Below are 17,950 nucleotides of genomic sequence, written 5' to 3'. Positions count from 1 at the left end.
GCGCGCGGGCCCGTTCGAGGCGCTTTTTTATTCCAAAAACAGCTGGGGGGGGCCCGGGCGCCCCCCCCCGGGGGGGGTTGGGGGGGCGGGGGGGGGGCGCCGCTGCCTTCACCTGCCTTCAGGGATGCGGAGCCAGGCTCTTTACTTGGTGGTGCCGATGTTCAGGTAGTCGTACTGGCCCGAGAAGGCCGACGTGGAGACCAGGTTGGTGGCGTTGTCCGGGCGGTACAGGAAGACCTTGGCGTACATCAGCGGGACGTAGACCGCCTGGTCCATGATCTTCTTGTCGATGTCGCCGTAGATCTTCTCGCGGGCCGCCTGGTCGGTGTTGGCGATCGCGTCGTCCAGCAGCTTGTTGATCGCGGGGTCGTTCAGCTGGGCCAGGTTGCTGTTGCCGGAGGCCTTGATGGCGCGGCCGTCGGCGATCTGCTGCAGGAAGCCGTAGCCGGTCGGCCAGTCGGCGCCCCACTGCATCATCATCAGGCCGATGTTGTGGTCCTGGGTGAACTGCGGGGAACCGGCGTTGTCCGAGAAGTACTTGCCCTGCGGGTACTTCTGGATCTCGACGTTGATGCCGACCTTCTTCAGCGCGGCCTGGATCGCGGTCGCCGCCTGGATCTCGGGGTCGCGCTCGGTGCGGGCGGAGATCACGGTGCTGAAGCCGTCCGGCTTGCCGCAGGCCTTGAGGGCGTCCTTGGCCTTGCCCTCGTCACCCTTGTTGTCCGGGGTCGCCCAGGTGTTGAAGTCCTGGTGGCCCGGGATGTCCGGCGGGAGCACGGTGCTGGCGATCGCGCCGCGGATCGGGCCGCCCTCGACGGTCTGCACCGAGAGCTTGTCGATCGCGTACTGGACGGCCTTGCGGCACTCGACGTTGTCGAACGGCGCGACCTTGGTGTTGATCGCGGTGTAGATCAGGCGGCCGCCGTAGGAGCTGTCGCTGCTGGCCTTGAGCTTCGGGTTCTGCAGGATCTGCGCCTGGGTCTGCGGGTCGACGCCCAGGCCCACCAGGTCGACCTGCGCGTTGCCGGCGATCAGGTCCTTGTCGATGGTGGCCTGGTCCATGCCCATCTTGACCACGATCTTGTCCGCGAGCTGCTTGCGGATCGGGTCGGTGCTCGGGTCCCAGTTGGTGTTCGGCACCAGGGAGAGCTGCTTGCCGTCGTCGTAGGACGCGAACTTGTAGGTGCCCGAGGAGACCACGTGCTTGACGTAGCCGGCGCCGTCGTCCTTGGCCTGCGGGACCGGGACCGTCTGCGGGGCGCTGACCAGGTAGTCGAAGTCCGCGAACGGCTGCTTCAGGTGGAAGACGATGGTCAGGTCGTCCGGGGTCTCGATCGAGTTCAGGCCGCCTTCCTTGTCCTTGTACGGACCCTGGTAAGGCGTGGCGTTGTCGACCAGCAGGTCGTGGAAGTAGGTCGGGCCGTTGGAGTTCACGTCCGGCGCGAAGTTGGAGCGCTCGACGGCGTACTTGACGTCCTTCGAGGTGATCGCGGAGCCGTCGTCGTACTTCAGGCCGGGACGCAGCTTGTACGTCCAGGTCAGGCCGTCGGCGCTGGGCTGGCCGAGGCCGGCCGCGAGGTCCGGGACGAGCTTGTTGCCCTGCGCGCCGGGGCCCGGGGCGAAGGTGGTCAGCGGACGCCCGTACAGGCGCGAGAAGTTGTAGATGTAGGCGTAGTAGGTGTTGCCCGGGTCGAAGGAGTCCGGGGTGCCCTTCATCTCGTAGGTGACCGTCCCGCCCTTCTTGTCCGAGGCGTTGACGACCCCCTTCGTGGCGGCGTCGGCGCCGCCGCCGGCCGCGCTGCTGGAGGAGCCACCTGTGGTCTTGCTGGACGTGCATCCGGTCACGACGAGGACTGCGGCAGCTGCCACCGCGGTCAGCGCGACGGTACGGGACCTACGCATGGGTGAGATCAACCCCTTGAGGATGTGGAAACGGTGAAGGTTCCTGACGCAGGGTCAGTTGCTCTTGGGATCGAGGGCGTCACGCAGCCCGTCGCCGAGCAGGTTGAAGGCGAGCACGGTGAGGAAGATCGCCAGACCGGGGACCACCATGAACTGGGGGTCCACCTGGTAGTACTTGATCGCGTCGTTGAGCATGCCGCCCCAGGAGGCCTGCGGGGGCTGGATGCCGACGCCGAGGAAGCTGAGGCCCGCCTCGAAGAGGATGTTGGTCGGGATCAGCAGGGTCGAGTAGACCAGGATCGGACCGACCAGGTTAGGCAGCAGTTCCTTGAACAGGATGAACGGGCCGCGGGCGCCGAGGCTGCGGGCCGCGTGCACGAACTCCCGCTCGCGCAGCGAGAGGGTCTGTCCGCGCACGATCCGGCCCATGTAGGGCCAGTTGAAGAAGCCGATCACGAAGATCAGCACCAGGAGGTGCAGCGGGAGGCCGTGCAGGCCGAACGCGCCGCCCTGCAGCGAGGTCGAGATCGCGATCGCGAAGAGCAGCAGCGGGAACGCGAGGAAGACGTCCATGATCCGGCTGATCAGCGTGTCCACCCAGCCGCCGTAGTAGCCGGCCATGACGCCGAGCACGGTGCCGATCGTGTTGGACAGCAGCGTCGCGCCGAAGGCGACCAGCAGGGAGACCCAGGAGCCCTCGATGACACGGGCGAGCAGGTCGCGGCCGGTGAGGGGGTCGACGCCCAGCGGGTGGTCCCAGCTCATGCCGCCCCAGTCCCCGAGCGGCAGACCGCCGAGGTTGGCGTCCAGCAGGTCCTGGTTGAAGGCGTCCGGGTCGAGGCCGAACAGTCCCTCGATCGGCTTGGCCAGCACGGCGAGCAGGATCAGCAGGATCACGACGATGCCGCCGACGACGGCCAGCTTGTCCCGTTTGAAACGGGTCCAGGCGATCTGGCCGAGGGAGCGGCCCTCGATCTTCTGGGCCGGGCTCGCGGGGGCGGGTGCCTCCGGATCGTTCCCGGCGGTGGTGACGGATGTGGTCATGTCAGTAGGTCCCCTCGCCGACGGTGGCCGGCCCACGGGTGCCGGTCGCCGGCTTCGGCGGTGCGGCTATGCGGACGTGCGGAGGTGCTAAGGAGCGGGGTTTCGCGGCAGTGCGGCAGTGCGTCGTGCACGGTGCACTGCCACCACGCGGGATGGGCGTCGCGTGGCTGGAGCGGTCGGCGTGCGCGTTGACCTTTGTGGGGTTCCGAGTTCGCGCGGTGCGTTGCGCAGAACTCTCTGCCATCCGAACTGGCTTGCGCCAGCCCTGCCAAGCGACAGATGCCCAACTGTGATCTGCGTGCATGCACCTCCACGATCATCGGCATATCCCTCTTCACACGGTCGTGATAACCGTGTCAAGATGCCTGACACCCGCAGCCGCGAAGTCGTCCGGAAAGCGCCGAAGCCGACCTGACGCAAAGTCAAGTCGGCTTCTGGAAATGGGTTTTGGCGGGTTTAGCGGTTCAGCGCCCCGGGTATCCGGGCCACGGCCGCTGGGGCGGCTGCGGCTGCGGCTGCGGCTGCCCGTGCCAGCCCGGCCCGGTCTGCTGCGGGTAGTACGGCGGCGCCTGGTGGCCCGGCGGCGGCACCGGCGGGTAGGCACCGGTCGGCCGGGCGAGCCCGGCCGCCTCGCGGTCGTAGAACGGCCGCGCCTTGGCCCGCATCCACAGCGCCACCGGGTCGTACTCGTCCGCCATCGCCACCGTGGACACCGCCAGCCCCTCCGGGGCCACCGCGATCGCCCGCTGCATCAGCGCGCGCACCGCCTCCACGGCCGGCGGGGAGCCGTCGTACAGGTCCAGGCCGATGGCCAGGTACGGTTCGCCCACGGCCGGCTGCACCCAGGCCCGGCGCAGCGCCCGGACGGCCCGCACCTCGCGCGCCTGGTGCTCCAGCAGCGCGAAGAACTGCTGGGCGTTCACCTGCGGCTCGCTGAGCCTCAGCGGCCCGGCCGGCAGCCGGTCCAGGCCCCCCGCGATCCGCCGCAGGTCCGCCCACGGCACGCCGACCCCGCCGCCCGGGGCGTGCGGGTTCAGCCACAGGCCCCAGCGGGTGCGGTACAGCGACGCGGCGATCTCGCGCCCGGAGACGACCTCGTGGGCGCGCGCCCAGCCGGAGGCCGCCAGCTGCTCGGGGGAGGTGACGGCCGGCGCGTAGCCGTGGCCGCTGATCTCCATGTTCCCGTACTGGGCGTCCGGGCTGCCCGGGGTGCCGTGCCACAGCAGCATCCAGACCTGGCCCTCGGCCAGGGCGCGGAGCAGTTGCTCGTACGCCTCGTAGCGCTCCGGCGCGACCTCGCGCAGCGCGCGCTCCAGCACGCCCGGATCCGCGCCGGGGCGTCCGGCCGGTGCCTGGCCCCAGGGCCCCGGTGCACCACCGGACACCGCTCCCGCACTCATGCGCCCACCTCGCCGCGCCTCTTTCCTCACCTGCCGCCGGCCCGTCGGCCGTCTGCACGCACCCTATGGCGCGGCACCGGCCGACGCCACGGCGACGTGCCTACGAACGGACCCCGTCACACCCGCGCGTAGAACGGCAGCACCCGGGTGAGCAGCCACTCGACCACCGGATCGTCGACGAGGTCGAGCAGCACGAGGTGGACGCCGCCGGGCAGCGGCGCGGTTCCCAGCGCGCGGCCGAGCGCCTCGTTCACCGCCGCCGGGTCGGCCGGGGCGGCCGGGTCCAGCTGCACGCCGATGAACATCACGGTCGGCTCGCCCTCGATGCTCGCGAGCGCGCGGCGCGCGGTCAACACTCCCGGCAGGGCGGCGAGTTCGGCCCGGCAGACGGCCAGGAAGTGCTCCGGGTCCTCCCCCGGCACGGGCTCGCGCAGCGCGACCCGGCCACCGGTCGGCGCCGAGGGGTCCTCCCAGCGGTCCTCGCGCGGACCGCGGCGCAGCTCGGCGACGCCCTGCGGCGGCACCGGGATGCCCACCGCGGCCTCGGGGTTGACGGCGATCCCGACGCCCAGCGGCAGCCCGCGGGCGAACTCCCAGGCCGGGGCGACCGCGAACGCCATCCCCGGCGCCTGCTGGAGGAACACCTCCTGCGAGGAGAAGACCGGGACGTACGGCTCGCCGCCCAGCTCGATCGTCGGCAGGTCCAGCGACTGCCCCTGCGGGTCGCCGCCGGCGGGCAGCGGGATCCACACCTGGCTGCGGGCCAGCACCTCGACCACCCGCGGCGTCGCGCCCGGATCGCCCAGCGCGGCGGTGAGCACCTGCTCCAGCTCGTTGGCCGGCCAGGCCCCGCCCGGCGGCGGCGTGTCCGGGCCGCCCCACCCCTGCTGCTGCTCCACCGGGTACCCCATGCGCCCCTGTACCGCCCTCTGCCGGTCGGCCGCCCACTGCTGCCGACGCGCAGCAGTCTAGGGTGCGTGTTCCCTTGTGTGGCGTGTGGCCGGGTCCCCTGTGGTGTGTGACCGGGTCCCCCCTCCCATCGGTGCCGCGGACGTGCCATGATGTGCGCGTCCGACGGCGTCGTGCGCAGTCGGCCCCACTAACTCCATACCGGCCGCTCGAACCCGCGCGGGAGAGTCCGGAGTGCCCCGTCTGGTGGCACGGCCGGCGCCGAAGGAGCAAGTCCTCCCCGGAATCTCTCAGGCCCCCCTACCGCACGGGTTAGGCACATCTGGAAAGCGGCGCACGGCCTGTCGTGCGCCCACCCACGGTGCAAGCCGCCATCCTGTCCGGAAAGCTGGAAACAGCGACGGGCCGCTGCGCGGTGAAGCTCTCAGGTTCGACGACAGATGGGGAGACCCACGCCGCCGCATGCCCGCGCGCAGGAGTCGGTCCCCGAGCGGGTCCGGTCCGGCGCGTGCACCCCTGAGTGCCCAGACCGAGGAGTTCCCAGGCCATGTCGTCCCTCCGCCTCACCGCGCTCGACGCGCTGCACCGCGCCCTCGGCGCGACCATGACCGACTTCGCCGGCTGGGACATGCCGCTGCGTTACGGCAGCGAGCGCGAGGAGCACCTCGCCGTCCGCACCAAGGCCGGTCTGTTCGACCTGTCCCACATGGGCGAGATCACCGTGACCGGCCCGCAGGCCGGCGAGATGCTGGACCACGCGCTGGTCGGCTTCGTCTCCGCCCTCGGCGTGCTGCGCGCCCGCTACACCATGATCTGCGCCGAGGACGGCGGCATCCTGGACGACCTGATCGTCTACCGCCTGCGCGAGGACTCCTTCCTCGTCGTCGCCAACGCCTCCAACGCCCAGCTGGTGCTGGACGAGCTGATCGCCCGCGCCAAGGGCTTCGACGCCGTCGTCACCGACGACCGCGACACCTACGCGCTGATCGCCGTCCAGGGCCCGGAGTCCACCGCGATCCTCGCGAAGACCACCGAGGCCGACCTGCCCGGCCTGAAGTACTACGCGATCCTCCCGGCCCGGGTGGCCGACCGGGACGTGCTGCTCGCCCGCACCGGCTACACCGGCGAGGACGGCTTCGAGATCTTCTGCGCCCCGGCCGACGCCGAGCCGGTCTGGCAGGCGCTGACCGCCGCCGGCGAGGGCCACGGCCTGGTGCCGTGCGGCCTGTCCTGCCGCGACACCCTGCGCCTGGAGGCGGGCATGCCGCTGTACGGGCACGAGCTCTCCACCGACCTGACCCCGTTCGACGCCGGCCTCGGCCGGGTCGTCCGCTTCGACAAGACCACCAACGACGGCGTCTTCGTCGGCCGCAAGGCCCTGGAGAAGGCCGCCGCCGAGGCGGAGTCGACCCCGCCGCGCGTCCTGGTGGGCCTGGTCTCCGAGGGCAAGCGCGTGCCGCGCGCCGAGTACACGGTGGTCTCCGCCGACGGCGCCCCGATCGGCCGGATCACCTCGGGCGCGCCGTCCCCGACGCTGGGCAAGCCGATCGCGATCGCCTACGTGGACGCGGCCCACGCCGCCCCCGGCACCGCCGTCGCGGTGGACGTGCGCGGCAAGCACGAGCCGGTCGAGGTCGTCGCCCTGCCGTTCTACAAGCGCGCCCGCTGAGGATCTTCCCGGGCCCTCGGTCACCACTGATCCGCGACGAAGCCGTCCGCGCGGCGGCCCGCTTCGTCGTACCCGCTTCCCATCCTGGAGAATGACGCCATGAGCAACCCCCAGCACCTGCAGTACACCAAGGAGCACGAGTGGCTGACGGCCGCCGAGGACGGTGTCTCGACGGTCGGCATCACCAAGCACGCCGCGGACGCGCTCGGTGACATCGTCTACGTGCAGCTGCCCGAGGTCGGCGACGAGGTGACCGCCGGCGAGACCTGCGGCGAGCTGGAGTCCACCAAGTCGGTCAGCGACCTGTACTCCCCGGTGACCGGCGAGGTCGTCGAGGTCAACCAGGACGTCCTGGACGACAACGCCCTGGTCAACAGCGCCCCGTTCGAGGGCGGCTGGCTGTTCAAGGTCAAGGTGGAGTCCACCGACGAGCTGCTCAGCGCCGACGAGTACACCGCCTTCATCGGCGGCTGACCAGGCCCTTGGCGCGGCGGGCCGCAGCGCGGCGGCCCGCCCCCCTCACCGCCCACCCGTCACCCGCCGCCGCCCTTCCGAGGGCGCACTTCGCGCGGCGGTCCCGATTCCTCCTTCGCCCCGGGAAGACCACACCATGACGGTTCTCAACGAATCCCTGCACTCGCTCGACCCGGAGATCGCCGCCGCGGTCGACGCCGAGCTGCACCGCCAGCAGACCACCCTGGAAATGATCGCCTCCGAGAACTTCGCCCCGGTGGCGGTCATGGAGGCCCAGGGCTCGGTGCTCACCAACAAGTACGCCGAGGGCTACCCCGGCCGCCGCTACTACGGCGGCTGCGAGCACGTCGACGTCGTCGAGCAGATCGCGATCGACCGCGTCAAGGCCCTGTTCGGCGCCGAGCACGCCAACGTCCAGCCGCACTCGGGCGCGCAGGCCAACGCCGCCGCGATGTTCGCGCTGATCCAGCCGGGCGACACCATCCTGGGCCTGAGCCTGGCCCACGGCGGTCACCTGACCCACGGCATGAAGATCAACTTCTCCGGCAAGCTCTACAACGTGGCCGCGTACCACGTCGACGAGAAGAGCGGCCAGGTCGACATGGCCGAGGTCGAGCGCCTCGCCAAGGAGCACCAGCCGAAGCTGATCATCGCCGGCTGGTCCGCCTACCCGCGCCAGCTCGACTTCGCCGAGTTCCGCCGCATCGCCGACGAGGTCGGCGCCCTGCTCATGGTGGACATGGCGCACTTCGCCGGCCTGGTGGCCGCGGGCCTGCACCCGAACCCGGTGCCGTACGCGGACGTCGTCACCACCACGACCCACAAGACCCTGGGCGGCCCGCGCGGCGGCGTCATCCTGTCGAAGGCCGAGTGGGCCAAGAAGATCAACTCCGCGGTCTTCCCCGGCCAGCAGGGCGGTCCGCTGGAGCACGTGATCGCGGGCAAGGCCGTCGCGTTCAAGGTCGCCGCGTCCGAGGAGTTCAAGGAGCGCCAGCAGCGCACCCTGGACGGTGCCCGGATCCTCGCCGAGCGCCTGCTGCAGGCCGACGTCGCCGAGGCCGGCGCCTCCGTGCTGTCCGGCGGCACCGACGTGCACCTGGTGCTGGTCGACCTGCGCAACAGCCAGCTCGACGGCCAGCAGGCCGAGGACCGCCTCCACGAGGTCGGCATCACGGTCAACCGCAACGCGATCCCGAACGACCCGCGCCCGCCGATGGTCACCTCCGGCCTGCGCATCGGCACCCCGGCCCTCGCCACCCGCGGCTTCGGCGCCGAGGACTTCCGCGAGGTCGCCGACATCATCGCCGAGGCCCTCAAGCCGGGCTTCGACGAGACCGTCGCCGCCGGCCTGAAGGCCCGCGTCACCGCGCTGGCCGAGAAGTACCCGCTCTACCCGAACCTCTGATCGCCGGGGGTGGGTGACCGGCCTCACGCCGGTCGTCCACGGGAGTTTCCGGGGCACCGCGCACACTGGAAAGACGCGCGGTGCCCCTCCTCATGCTGCGCCTACGCACAGCAACGCAATGTCCGTCCACGAGACCAGACAAGGACGTCCCCCCGTGGCCCTCAGTGTCTTCGACCTTTTCTCCATCGGTATCGGCCCGTCGAGCTCCCACACGGTCGGCCCGATGCGCGCCGCCCGGATGTTCGCCCGGCGGCTGCGGTCCGAAGGCCTGCTGCCCGGGGTGGTGAGCGTCCGCGCCGAGCTGTACGGCTCGCTCGGCGCCACCGGCCACGGCCACGGCACCCCGAAGGCCGTCCTGCTCGGCCTGGAGAACAACTCCCCGCGCACGGTCGACGTCGACCAGGCCGACCGGGACGTCGAGCGGATCACCGCCGAGAAGCGGCTCAGCCTGCTCGGCGAGCACCCGATCGACTTCGACCCCGACACCCAGCTGATCCTGCACCGGCGCCGCTCGCTGCCGTACCACGCCAACGGGATGACCCTGTGGGCGTTCGCGGCCGACGGCTCGACGCTGCTGGAGAAGACCTACTACTCGGTCGGCGGCGGCTTCGTCGTCGACGAGGACGCGATCGGCGCCGACCGGGTCAAGCCGGACGACACCGCGCTGAAGTACCCCTTCCGCACCGGCGAGGAGCTGCTGCGCCTCACCCGCGAGACCGGGCTGTCGATCTCCGGCCTGATGCTGGAGAACGAGAAGGCCTGGCGCAGCGAGGAGGAGATCCGCACCGGGCTGCTGGAGATCTGGCAGGTCATGCAGGAGTGCGTCCGCGCCGGCATGTCCCGCGAGGGCATCCTGCCGGGCGGCCTCAAGGTGCGCCGCCGGGCGGCGGCCGCGGCCCGCGCGCTGCGCGCCGAGGGCATCGGCCCGGCCAACGCGATGGAGTGGGTGACGCTCTACGCGATGGCGGTCAACGAGGAGAACGCCTCCGGCCGCCGGGTGGTCACCGCGCCGACCAACGGTGCGGCCGGGATCATCCCCGCCACCCTGCACTACTACCTGAACTTCATCCCGGGCGCCGACGACGACGGCATCGTCCGCTTCCTCCTCGCGGCCGGCGCGATCGGCATGCTGTTCAAGGAGAACGCCTCCATCTCCGGCGCCGAGGTCGGCTGCCAGGGCGAGGTCGGCTCCGCCTGCTCGATGGCCGCGGGCGGCCTCGCCGAGGTCCTCGGCGGCTCCCCCGAGCAGGTCGAGAACGCCGCCGAGATCGGCATCGAGCACAACCTCGGCCTCACCTGCGACCCGGTCGGCGGCCTGGTCCAGATCCCGTGCATCGAGCGCAACGGCATGGCGTCCGTCAAGGCCGTCACCGCCGCCCGCATGGCCCTGCGCGGCGACGGCCGGCACCACGTCTCGCTCGACAAGGCGATCAAGACGATGAAGGAGACCGGCGCCGACATGAAGATCAAGTACAAGGAGACCTCGCGCGGCGGCCTCGCCGTGAACGTCATCGAGTGCTGATCGCCCCGGCGTGACGGCGGGCCCCCGGACGGCGTGACCGTCCGGGGGCCCGTTGTGTTGCGGCGGCCGGCCCGCCGGCCGCTACTCCTGCGCGGCGCGGCGGCAGGCGTTGCCGGCGATGACGGCCGGGACGTAGTCCTCCCGCAGGAGGTGGTAACAGCTCTGGAAGGCAGCCTGTCCCCCGGCCGCTCCGATCTGGCAGGCGTCCTCCGCGATCTGCGGGTCGGCGTCCGGCTTGTTCTCCAGGACGTAGTAGAAGCAGCCCTGCGGGGTCGCGCTCGCGGCCGGCGCGAGGGCGACGACACCACCCAGCGCGAGGGTGAGGCCGGTGGCGGCGGCGGCGATCCGTCGTACGAGCTTCATGGTCGGCAAATCCTTCCGGTCGTCACGGAGTCGGCGGACGAAGGACGAACGCTTCGTCCACCAACTCCCGGTCCCGGCAAGAGATACCGAAGTGGCCCGCCGACCGCCCGGGGCCGCGCCGACGACCCGCCAAGATCACCCGAAGGCGAGGAGGGCCAGCCCGGCGGCCAGGATGCCGAGGCCCGACCACGAGACGGCCGGCAGCCGTTCGCCGAGCACCGCGACGCCGAGGAGGGCGGCGACGGCGGGCTCGGCGAGGGTGAGCGTCGTGGCGGTCTGGGCCGTGGTGCGGCGCAGGCCGTGGCCGAAGAGGCGGTACGCGAGGAAGGTCGTGATCACGGCCAGGTGGAGCACGACGGCCGCCCCCCGGAGCGAGACGAGCCAGGGCCCGCCGCCGAACACCAGGACGGGCAGCACGAGCACCGCGGCCGCGCCGAACATCGCGCCCATCACCCCGCCCGACGCGTGCCCGCGCGCGATCAGCGCGCCCCCGATGAGCGAGTACGCGGCGTACGAGAGCCCGGAGAGGGCGGCCAGCAGGACGCCGAGGAGGTCCACGGGCGCGCCGGCGCCGGTGAGTCCGGGCCCGAGGACGAGCACCGCGCAGCCGAGGACGGCGGCGGCGGTGGCGACGGCCCACCGGGTGCCCGGTAGCTGCCGCCCGGCGATCCAGCCGAGGAGACCGGTGAACACGGGGGCGCTGCCGAGCGCGATCACGGTGGAGACGGCGACGCCGGTGCGCGTCACGGCCGGGTAGAACGTGAGCGGGTAACCCACCACCGCGACGGCGCCGAGGGCGAGCAGCCGGCGCTCGCCGCGGGTGCACGCCCCGGGCAGGGCGCGCGCGTCGCGGCTGGAGAGGAACAGGAGGAGCCCGCCGAGGACGAGCGCAGCGGCTCCGAGGACCGCCGGGGGCGCACCGGCGGGCGCGAGGGAGCTCGCCGTCCCGGTGGTGCCCCAGAGCACGGCGGCGGCCAGGATCGGCAGCGGACCGCGCAGGCGGCCGGGGGCGGTGGGAGCCGCCGGGGTGGCGGGGGCGGGGCGGGAGGGCGTGCGGGTACGGGTGCGGTTCGGCACAGTGGTGAACTTCCGTCGTCGAAGACCGTCTTGGGACTGGTTTCGAAAACGGGCGCACGCGACGGACCCCCGGCGGCAGGGGCCGGCCGGGGCCGCGGGTCAGATCACCTGCGCGCGCCCGCTCAGGCGCGGAGCGGTGGCAGCGCGACGCGCCAGTACGGGTTCACGCCCCCGATGCTACGTCAACGGCGCATGGTGCACGCTCGCCCGAAAGCGTTAACGGCCGCCCCCACCCGCACGGGGATGGCGACACCGGTCGGGCGGCCCCCTCGGGGGCGATCATTTATGAATATTCACAGGCAACATCGTTAACCTATGCAAATTCCCAAGGTGAAGTAGGTTACAAACCTTTCAATCCAAGCTGCCCGGTTTGCCCACATGCTGAGATCCGTGCCATAGTCGACACATCGGACTTCGACTGGCCCGACCTGGCACAGTCGACGCCCATCGCGCGGCACGCACCCCCTTGGCCGGCGCGATGACCTGCACGGGCCCCCATCCGCCGGACCACGGCGATTCCAGGGGGCCCTGCGTGTTTTCCGGACCCTGCCGCGTCAATGGCGCTCGCGGATCTTCAGCTCGAACCAGACGCCCTTGCCCCGCGGCAGCAGGTCCGCACCCCACCGGTCGGCGAGGTCGTCGACCACCTTCAGGCCGCGCCCCCGCTCGGTGACGGGCAGCGGCTCGGCGAGGATCACGCAGGGCAACGCCCTTGAGGAGTCCCGGACTTCGACCCGCAGCCAGCCCGGCTTGCGGATCACCTGGAGCCCGATCGTGCGGCCGGCGGCGTGCCGCACGGCGTTGGAGACGAGCTCGCTGGTGAGTAACTCCCCCGCCTCCAGGTGCTGGTGGAGGTCCCAGGACTCCAGGACGGAGAGCACCAGCCGGCGGGCCACCTGAGCGGACTCCGCCCGGGACGGCAGCCGCACCTCGCCCGGCGCGGACTGGTCGCACAGCCTGCCGAAGTACATCTCCTCCAGTTCCCCGGAGCTGAGCCGCTCCAGCGCCGACAGCGCGCCCGGGACGTCGATCCAGGACGCCTCCGCGACCATTCCGGCTCCCGGAACTGATGACTGATCTGTTTCGCCCCAACCCGCCATGCGACCCATCATTGCGGAACGCAAGCAGCCGCGTACGGACAATGAGCAAACGATCACGACCGATTCGGCATATGCCCCATGCAAGAGGGGGCGACGGGCGGGCGGCAAAACGACGACCCGGGACCGGCACGAGGCCGGTCCCGGGTCGCGGGGAGCGCGTGGTGCCCGGTGGCTACCAGGAGGCCCAGGGCAGGCTCCAGCCGCTCAGACCGTTCGACGGGTCGAGCGTCTCGCTCTTGCTGGAGTTCTTCACGATCACGACGTCGCCGACGATCGAGCCGTCGTAGAACTTGCCCATCGAGGTGGAGTCGCCGCCGCCCTTGACGTCCTTGAGGCCGACGCAGCCGTGGCTGACGTTGTCCTCGCCGAAGGCGTCCGACCAGTAGTTGCCGTGGATGTAGGTGCCCGAGTCGGTGAGGCGCATCGAGTGCGGCACCTGGAGGTCGTACGGCGCGCCGGTCATCCCGGGCAGGGTGCTGGACTGCATCCGCACCACGCCCTCCTTGGACTCGATGACCATGGTGCCGTTCCAGGTCGGGTGCGCGTCCGAGCCGGAGGTGATGTCGATGTCGGAGGACTGGCCGTCCCGCACGACCGTCATCTTGTGGGTCTTGGCGTCGACGGTGGACACCTGCGAGCGCCCGATGGTGAAGGGCTCGTCGCGGTCGCTGCCGTAGACGCCGGGGGCGATCTCGACGCTGCCCAGGTGGTAGTGCACCGTCACCTTGGTACCGGACTTCCAGTACTCGGCGGGGCGGAAGTCCAGCCGGCGGTCGCCGAACCAGTGGCCCTTCACCTCGGTGCCGTTGCTGCTCTCGAAGGTGATGCCCTTGAGGACCGCGTCCTTGTTCTTGACGTCCTTGCTGAAGTTCACCGAGACGATCATGCCGACGCCGTACGTCGCGTTGTTGTCGACGTTGTCGGCGGCCTTGGCCAGCGCCGTCGGGGTCAGCGTGGTGAAGCTGCTGTCGGCCTGCGCCACGGCGCCGTTGGCGTCCGCGGCCATCGCGCTCACCTGGTAGGAGGTGCCGACCGCGAGCCCGGCGGACGGGGTCCAGCTGGAGCCGTCGGCGGCGATCGTGCCGGGTATCTCCTTGCCGCTCTTGTCGCTCACCTTCACGGTGGTGAGCTTGCCGCCCGTCGCGCCGACCTTCAGCGCGTCCGGCGCGACGTCGACCGAGCCGGTCTTCGGCTCGATGGACACCACGGCCTGCGACGTCTTCGGCGCCGCGCTCGTGCCGGCCGCCGAGGGAGCCGCGGAGGCCGCGCCGCCCCCGAGGTCGGCCTTGGCCGCGCTCCCGCCGCCGTCGTTGTTGTTGCACGCCGCCGTCAGGACCATCATTCCGCCGACCAGACCGACGGCCATCACCCTGCGTATCGACTTCACGTCGATCCCTCCCTCAAACACCCCGTTCGGACCCAGCGGGCCCGACCAATACACGCGCTGGCCACCGGAAAGGTTGCGCCATTCGAGGGGCTTCGCGCTCGGAAAACGCCGGCGGCCCGACCCCAACGGGTGAGGATCGGGCCGCTCGACGGAAAAGCAGTGACGATACGGGACTACCCGGGCCTATTGCCGGGTAAGTCCTACCAGTTCGCCCAGGCGACGTTCCAGCCGCCCAGCCCGTTGGAGGGCGAGACGGTCTTCTCCTTGGTGTTCACGACCTTGACGACGTCGCCGACCATCGAGTCGTTGTAGAACTTGCCGGCGACCGAGGAGTCGCTGCCGCCCTGCACGTCCGACATCGCGACGCAGCCGTGGCTGCCGTTCAGGTTCCCGAACGGGTTGTTCTTGGCCCAGTAGTTCCCGTGCACGAACGTGCCGGACGTGGTCAGCCGCATCGCGTGCGGCACGTCCTGGATGTCGTACTCGCCGCCGAGACCGACGGTCTGCGAGTTCATCCGGGTGACCTTCTCCTTGGACATGATCACCATGGTGCCGCCCCAGGACGGCGTCGCGTCCGCGCCCAGCGTGACCGGCACGGTGGTGCTCTTGCCGTCCCGCTCGACGGTCATCTGGTGCGTCTTGGCGTCCGCGGTGGAGACCATCGAGCGCCCGACGGTGAACGGCTCGTCCTTGTCCACGTCGCCGTAGACACCGGGCGACACCTCGACGTTCTTCAACCGGTACTTGATGGTGACCTTGGTGCCCGGCTTCCAGTACTCCGCCGGACGGAAGTCCACCCGGCGGTCACCGAACCAGTGGCCCTTCACCTCGGTGCCGTTGCTGCTCTCGAAGGTGATGCCCTTGACGACGGCGTCCTTGTTCTTGACGTCCTTCGTGAAGTTCACCGAGACGATCATGCCGACGCCGTAGGTGGCGCCGTCGCTGATGTTGTCGTTGGTGGAGACCTTCTTCTCCGGCGTCAGCGTCGTGAACGTCGTCGTGGACGCGGCCACCAGGCCGTCGGCGTCCTTGGCCTGCGCGTTCACCTTGTACGCCATGCCGACGGCGAGCGCCGCCGCGGGCTTCCAGCCGGTGCCGTCCGGGGTGATCGCGCCCTCGACCGGCTTGCCGTCCTTGTCGGTCACCTCGACCGACGTGAGCTTGCCGTTGGACACGCCCACCTGCAGCCCGTTGCTCGGCGCGACGTCCTGGGCGCCGTCCTTCGGTGCCACGGCCAGCACCGCGGCCGAGGTCTTCGGTGCGGCCTGCGAGGCCGCCGGGGCCGCGGCGCCGTCGGCCGCCGTCGTGCTGCCCCCCGACGCCTTGTCGCCGCCCCCGTTGTCGTCGTTGCAGGCCGCGGTGAGCAGCAGCACCCCGCCCATGGCCAGTGCCACCGCACCCCTGCGTATCGCGGCGCCGGCCGTCGTACCCGTCTTCACGGTTTCTCCCCTCCCGGTATTCACTCACTTGACGCGGCGAGTGCCCCCGAAAGTTGCACCGGGCGCCGATCTTTCGCGCCGGGTCCCGGCACGTCGGAGCAGGATAACCGGGCCGTCCGGGTGAACTCCGGGGGGAGGTGGGTGAAGCAGTCGTGAAGGCTCCCGGCGCTAGTGGAACGGCGGCAGCGCGCTGCCGGCCACCCACTGGGCCCACGGCACGTTCCAGTCGTTGAGCCCGTTCTGCGGCGGCACGACGTCCCCGGCGGAGGCCTTCACCTCCAGCACGTCCCCCGGGATGGTGTGCTCGAACAGCCAGCCGGCCGGGGTGTCCTTGCCCGTCCCGCCCTTGGTGTCGGCGAGGCCGATGCAGCCGTGGCTGGTGTTCGCGGTGCCGAACACCCCGGGATCCGCCCAGTAGTTGCCGTGGATGAAGGTGCCGGAGGCGGTCAGCCGCATCGCGTGCGGGACGTCCTTGATGTCGTACTCGTCGCCCATGCCGACGGTCTGCGAGTTCATCCGGGTCTCCCGGTACTTCTCCGACACCACCAGCACCCCCCGGTAGGTGGAGTGGTCGGGGCTGCCACCGGACACCTTCAGCACCCGCAGCACCTTGCCGCCCTGGCCGGAGCGGACGGTCAGGGTGTGCGCGTCGAGGTCCACCGTGGACACCTGGGCCCGGCCGACCGTGAAGCGCAGGTCCTTGGTCTGGGTGCCGAACTCCCCCGGCGCGCCCTGCACGTCCTTCAGCCGCAGCTCCACCGTGACCTTCGTCCCGGCCGCCCAGTACCGCTGCGGGCGGAAGTCCAGCCGCTGGCCGCCGAACCAGTGCGCGGCCACCGGGACGGGCGGGTCCGCGCTCACCCGCACCGCCCGCTCCACCGCCGCCCGGTCGGTGACCGGACGGCTGAAGCGCAGCGAGACGGGCATCCCGACACCCACCGTGGAGCCGTCCTCGGGGGTGAAGAAGGCGACGAAGGTGTGCGCGCGGGCGACGGTCGAGAACGCCGAGTGCTGGGCCGCCTTCTGGCCCTGCCCGTCCTCGGCGACGGCGTCCAGGGTGTACGCGGTGCCGAGCGGCAGCGGGCCGTCCGGCGTCCACGCCGCGCCGTCCGGGGCGACGGTGCCGGGGACCTCGGTGCCCCTGCTGTCGGCGAGCCGGACGGAGACCAGCCTGCCCTGCGCGACCGTCACCCGCACCGGCCCGTCCGGCGGCACGTCCTGGGCGCCGTCGGCGGGGAGGGCGGCGAGCACCGCCCGGGACGGCGGCGGGGGCGGGGTGTGCACCCCGGGCGGGGCCCCGTCGTTGGCGGGCGCGGCCGGGGCGCCGCCGCTGCCGCAGCCCGTGAGCGCGGCCAGGCACCAGGCCGCCGCCACCGCCCGCCGCGCCCAAACCCGTCCTCGGCGCCGCATTCCGGGGGCCTCCAGCCGTGTCGTTCCGATATCCGGAACAACGAGGAGCCCCGGGACCGGACACGGCGGCGCGGGCCGGCCGGCGCCCGCCCCCCGGGCCGCGCGGGCGCCCCGCGCCGACCCGGGCACCCCACGGCCCGCACCCCTCGGCCGCCATCCGCCGGTAAGCCCCCGTTCAGCCGCTTCCGATCAGTGCAAACCGGGAATGAGGAAGGGCACGGGGTCCGGGACACCCCGGCCAGGGAGGGCACGGCCATGGCGTCAGGGCAGGAGCTGGAAGCCGGTGTGCGGACGCGCGGCGGACGGACCGCCGAGCCACCGTGGCCCGGCGACTGGCAGCCGCTCGGCGCCCGCTTCCGCACCGACCGGCTCGGCGGCCCCGGCACCAACTTCGCGCTCTGGGCGGCCGGCGCCGAGGCCGTCGACCTGTGCCTGTTCGACGAGGACGGCAAGGAGAGCCGGCACCGCCTCACCGAACAGGACTTCCAGATCTGGCACGGCTTCCTGCCCGGCGTGCGCCCCGGCACGCGGTACGGCTTCCGCGTGCACGGCCGCTGGGACCCGTGGACCGGCGCCCGCTGGAACCCGGCCAAGCTGCTGCTCGACCCGTACGCCCGCGCCGTCGACGGCTGTTACACCTCCCACGACGCGGCCAGCGGCGCCGTCCGCAACTGGCCCGAGGCGGACGTCGCCGACACCGTCCGGGACAACCGCGACTCCGCCCGCTACGTGCCCAGATCCGTGGGGGGGGCGGGCGGGGGCGCGGGGGGGGGCGGCCCCCCCCCCCCCGCCCCCCCGGCCGGGGGCGCGGGCGGCCATGAAGCCCGCCCGCGCGGCGGCACTCGGCGC

General features: G+C 71.7%; 14 protein-coding genes, 1 pseudogene and 1 riboswitch. Of the genes and pseudogenes, 5 read left to right on the top strand and 10 right to left on the bottom strand.

Annotated features, from left to right (window positions below):
• Nucleotides 1-141: 141 nt before the first annotated feature.
• The 4 genes from ACFV4F_RS25915 to ACFV4F_RS25900 form a co-directional block, all read right to left on the bottom strand.
• A complete protein-coding gene (locus ACFV4F_RS25915; protein WP_380498046.1) occupies nucleotides 142-1,902 on the bottom strand; it encodes an ABC transporter substrate-binding protein in 1,761 nt (586 codons plus the stop codon).
• 54 nt (nucleotides 1,903-1,956) lie between these two features.
• Complete coding sequence (locus ACFV4F_RS25910) at nucleotides 1,957-2,946, bottom strand: ABC transporter permease (RefSeq protein ID WP_380441359.1); 990 nt, start codon at nucleotides 2,944-2,946, stop codon at nucleotides 1,957-1,959.
• 464 nt (nucleotides 2,947-3,410) lie between these two features.
• A complete protein-coding gene (locus ACFV4F_RS25905) occupies nucleotides 3,411-4,346 on the bottom strand; it encodes an enhanced serine sensitivity protein SseB C-terminal domain-containing protein (RefSeq protein WP_380441356.1) in 936 nt (311 codons plus the stop codon).
• A gap of 116 nt (nucleotides 4,347-4,462) precedes the next feature.
• On the bottom strand, nucleotides 4,463-5,245 hold the full coding sequence (locus ACFV4F_RS25900) for an enhanced serine sensitivity protein SseB C-terminal domain-containing protein (protein WP_380505811.1): 783 nt from the start codon (nucleotides 5,243-5,245) through the stop codon (nucleotides 4,463-4,465).
• A 220-nt stretch (nucleotides 5,246-5,465) separates the two neighbouring features.
• Nucleotides 5,466-5,571, top strand: a riboswitch (glycine riboswitch).
• Between the two features lie 231 nt (nucleotides 5,572-5,802).
• On the opposite strand from ACFV4F_RS25900, the gene gcvT reads away from it, so the two are divergent.
• The 4 genes from gcvT (at nucleotide 5,803) to ACFV4F_RS25880 (ending at nucleotide 10,325) form a co-directional block, all read left to right on the top strand.
• Nucleotides 5,803-6,924 carry a glycine cleavage system aminomethyltransferase GcvT gene (gene gcvT, locus ACFV4F_RS25895; protein WP_380505808.1) on the top strand — a complete coding sequence of 374 codons (1,122 nt, stop codon included), beginning with the start codon at nucleotides 5,803-5,805 and terminating at the stop codon, nucleotides 6,922-6,924.
• 99 nt (nucleotides 6,925-7,023) lie between these two features.
• A complete protein-coding gene (gene gcvH / locus ACFV4F_RS25890; protein ID WP_359969324.1) occupies nucleotides 7,024-7,398 on the top strand; it encodes a glycine cleavage system protein GcvH in 375 nt (124 codons plus the stop codon).
• Nucleotides 7,399-7,534: 136 nt separating this feature from the next.
• The gene (glyA, locus tag ACFV4F_RS25885) at nucleotides 7,535-8,803 is read left to right on the top strand and encodes a serine hydroxymethyltransferase (protein WP_380441350.1); all 1,269 of its coding nucleotides are present in this window, start codon (nucleotides 7,535-7,537) and stop codon (nucleotides 8,801-8,803) included.
• 154 nt (nucleotides 8,804-8,957) lie between these two features.
• Nucleotides 8,958-10,325 carry an L-serine ammonia-lyase gene (locus tag ACFV4F_RS25880; RefSeq protein ID WP_380441348.1) on the top strand — a complete coding sequence of 456 codons (1,368 nt, stop codon included), beginning with the start codon at nucleotides 8,958-8,960 and terminating at the stop codon, nucleotides 10,323-10,325.
• A gap of 81 nt (nucleotides 10,326-10,406) precedes the next feature.
• On the opposite strand, the gene ACFV4F_RS25875 is transcribed toward ACFV4F_RS25880, so the two are convergent.
• The 6 genes from ACFV4F_RS25875 to ACFV4F_RS25850 all read right to left on the bottom strand — a co-directional run bounded on the left by ACFV4F_RS25875 (nucleotide 10,407) and on the right by ACFV4F_RS25850 (nucleotide 17,101).
• Nucleotides 10,407-10,688, bottom strand: coding sequence for a hypothetical protein (locus ACFV4F_RS25875; protein ID WP_380441347.1), 282 nt, complete (start codon nucleotides 10,686-10,688; stop codon nucleotides 10,407-10,409).
• A 135-nt stretch (nucleotides 10,689-10,823) separates the two neighbouring features.
• The gene (locus tag ACFV4F_RS25870) at nucleotides 10,824-11,765 is read right to left on the bottom strand and encodes a DMT family transporter (protein ID WP_380505805.1); all 942 of its coding nucleotides are present in this window, start codon (nucleotides 11,763-11,765) and stop codon (nucleotides 10,824-10,826) included.
• Between the two features lie 554 nt (nucleotides 11,766-12,319).
• A complete protein-coding gene (locus ACFV4F_RS25865) occupies nucleotides 12,320-12,877 on the bottom strand; it encodes an ATP-binding protein (RefSeq protein WP_380441343.1) in 558 nt (185 codons plus the stop codon).
• 160 nt (nucleotides 12,878-13,037) lie between these two features.
• Nucleotides 13,038-14,252, bottom strand: a complete 1,215-nt coding sequence (locus ACFV4F_RS25860; RefSeq protein WP_380505802.1) for an Ig-like domain-containing protein — start codon at nucleotides 14,250-14,252, stop codon at nucleotides 13,038-13,040.
• Nucleotides 14,253-14,452: 200 nt separating this feature from the next.
• Nucleotides 14,453-15,691, bottom strand: coding sequence for an Ig-like domain-containing protein (locus ACFV4F_RS25855; RefSeq protein WP_380505799.1), 1,239 nt, complete (start codon nucleotides 15,689-15,691; stop codon nucleotides 14,453-14,455).
• Between the two features lie 168 nt (nucleotides 15,692-15,859).
• Nucleotides 15,860-17,101: an Ig-like domain-containing protein gene (locus tag ACFV4F_RS25850; protein WP_380505796.1), complete on the bottom strand. Its 1,242-nt coding sequence runs from the start codon at nucleotides 17,099-17,101 to the stop codon at nucleotides 15,860-15,862.
• A 255-nt stretch (nucleotides 17,102-17,356) separates the two neighbouring features.
• On the opposite strand from ACFV4F_RS25850, the pseudogene ACFV4F_RS25845 reads away from it, so the two are divergent.
• Nucleotides 17,357-17,950, top strand: a pseudogene (locus ACFV4F_RS25845) (glycogen debranching enzyme GlgX); the annotation flags it as partial.

Source organism: Kitasatospora sp. NPDC059722 (genome assembly GCF_042733235.1).
Taxonomy (GTDB): domain Bacteria; phylum Actinomycetota; class Actinomycetes; order Streptomycetales; family Streptomycetaceae; genus Kitasatospora.
Note: the sequence above shows the minus strand (reverse complement) of the source record. Positions and strands in the feature narration are given on the sequence as shown.

Excerpts from the sequence above, each read along its gene's own strand:
- ACFV4F_RS25915 (WP_380498046.1), bottom strand. The coding sequence starts at position 1,902 with ATGCGTAGGTCCCGTACCGTCGCGCTGACCGCGGTGGCAGCTGCCGCA.
- ACFV4F_RS25910 (WP_380441359.1), bottom strand. The coding sequence starts at position 2,946 with ATGACCACATCCGTCACCACCGCCGGGAACGATCCGGAGGCACCCGCC.
- ACFV4F_RS25905 (WP_380441356.1), bottom strand. The coding sequence starts at position 4,346 with ATGAGTGCGGGAGCGGTGTCCGGTGGTGCACCGGGGCCCTGGGGCCAG.
- gcvT (WP_380505808.1), top strand. The coding sequence starts at position 5,803 with ATGTCGTCCCTCCGCCTCACCGCGCTCGACGCGCTGCACCGCGCCCTC.
- gcvH (WP_359969324.1), top strand. The coding sequence starts at position 7,024 with ATGAGCAACCCCCAGCACCTGCAGTACACCAAGGAGCACGAGTGGCTG.
- glyA (WP_380441350.1), top strand. The coding sequence starts at position 7,535 with ATGACGGTTCTCAACGAATCCCTGCACTCGCTCGACCCGGAGATCGCC.
- ACFV4F_RS25875 (WP_380441347.1), bottom strand. The coding sequence starts at position 10,688 with ATGAAGCTCGTACGACGGATCGCCGCCGCCGCCACCGGCCTCACCCTC.
- ACFV4F_RS25865 (WP_380441343.1), bottom strand. The coding sequence starts at position 12,877 with ATGATGGGTCGCATGGCGGGTTGGGGCGAAACAGATCAGTCATCAGTT.
- ACFV4F_RS25850 (WP_380505796.1), bottom strand. The coding sequence starts at position 17,101 with ATGCGGCGCCGAGGACGGGTTTGGGCGCGGCGGGCGGTGGCGGCGGCC.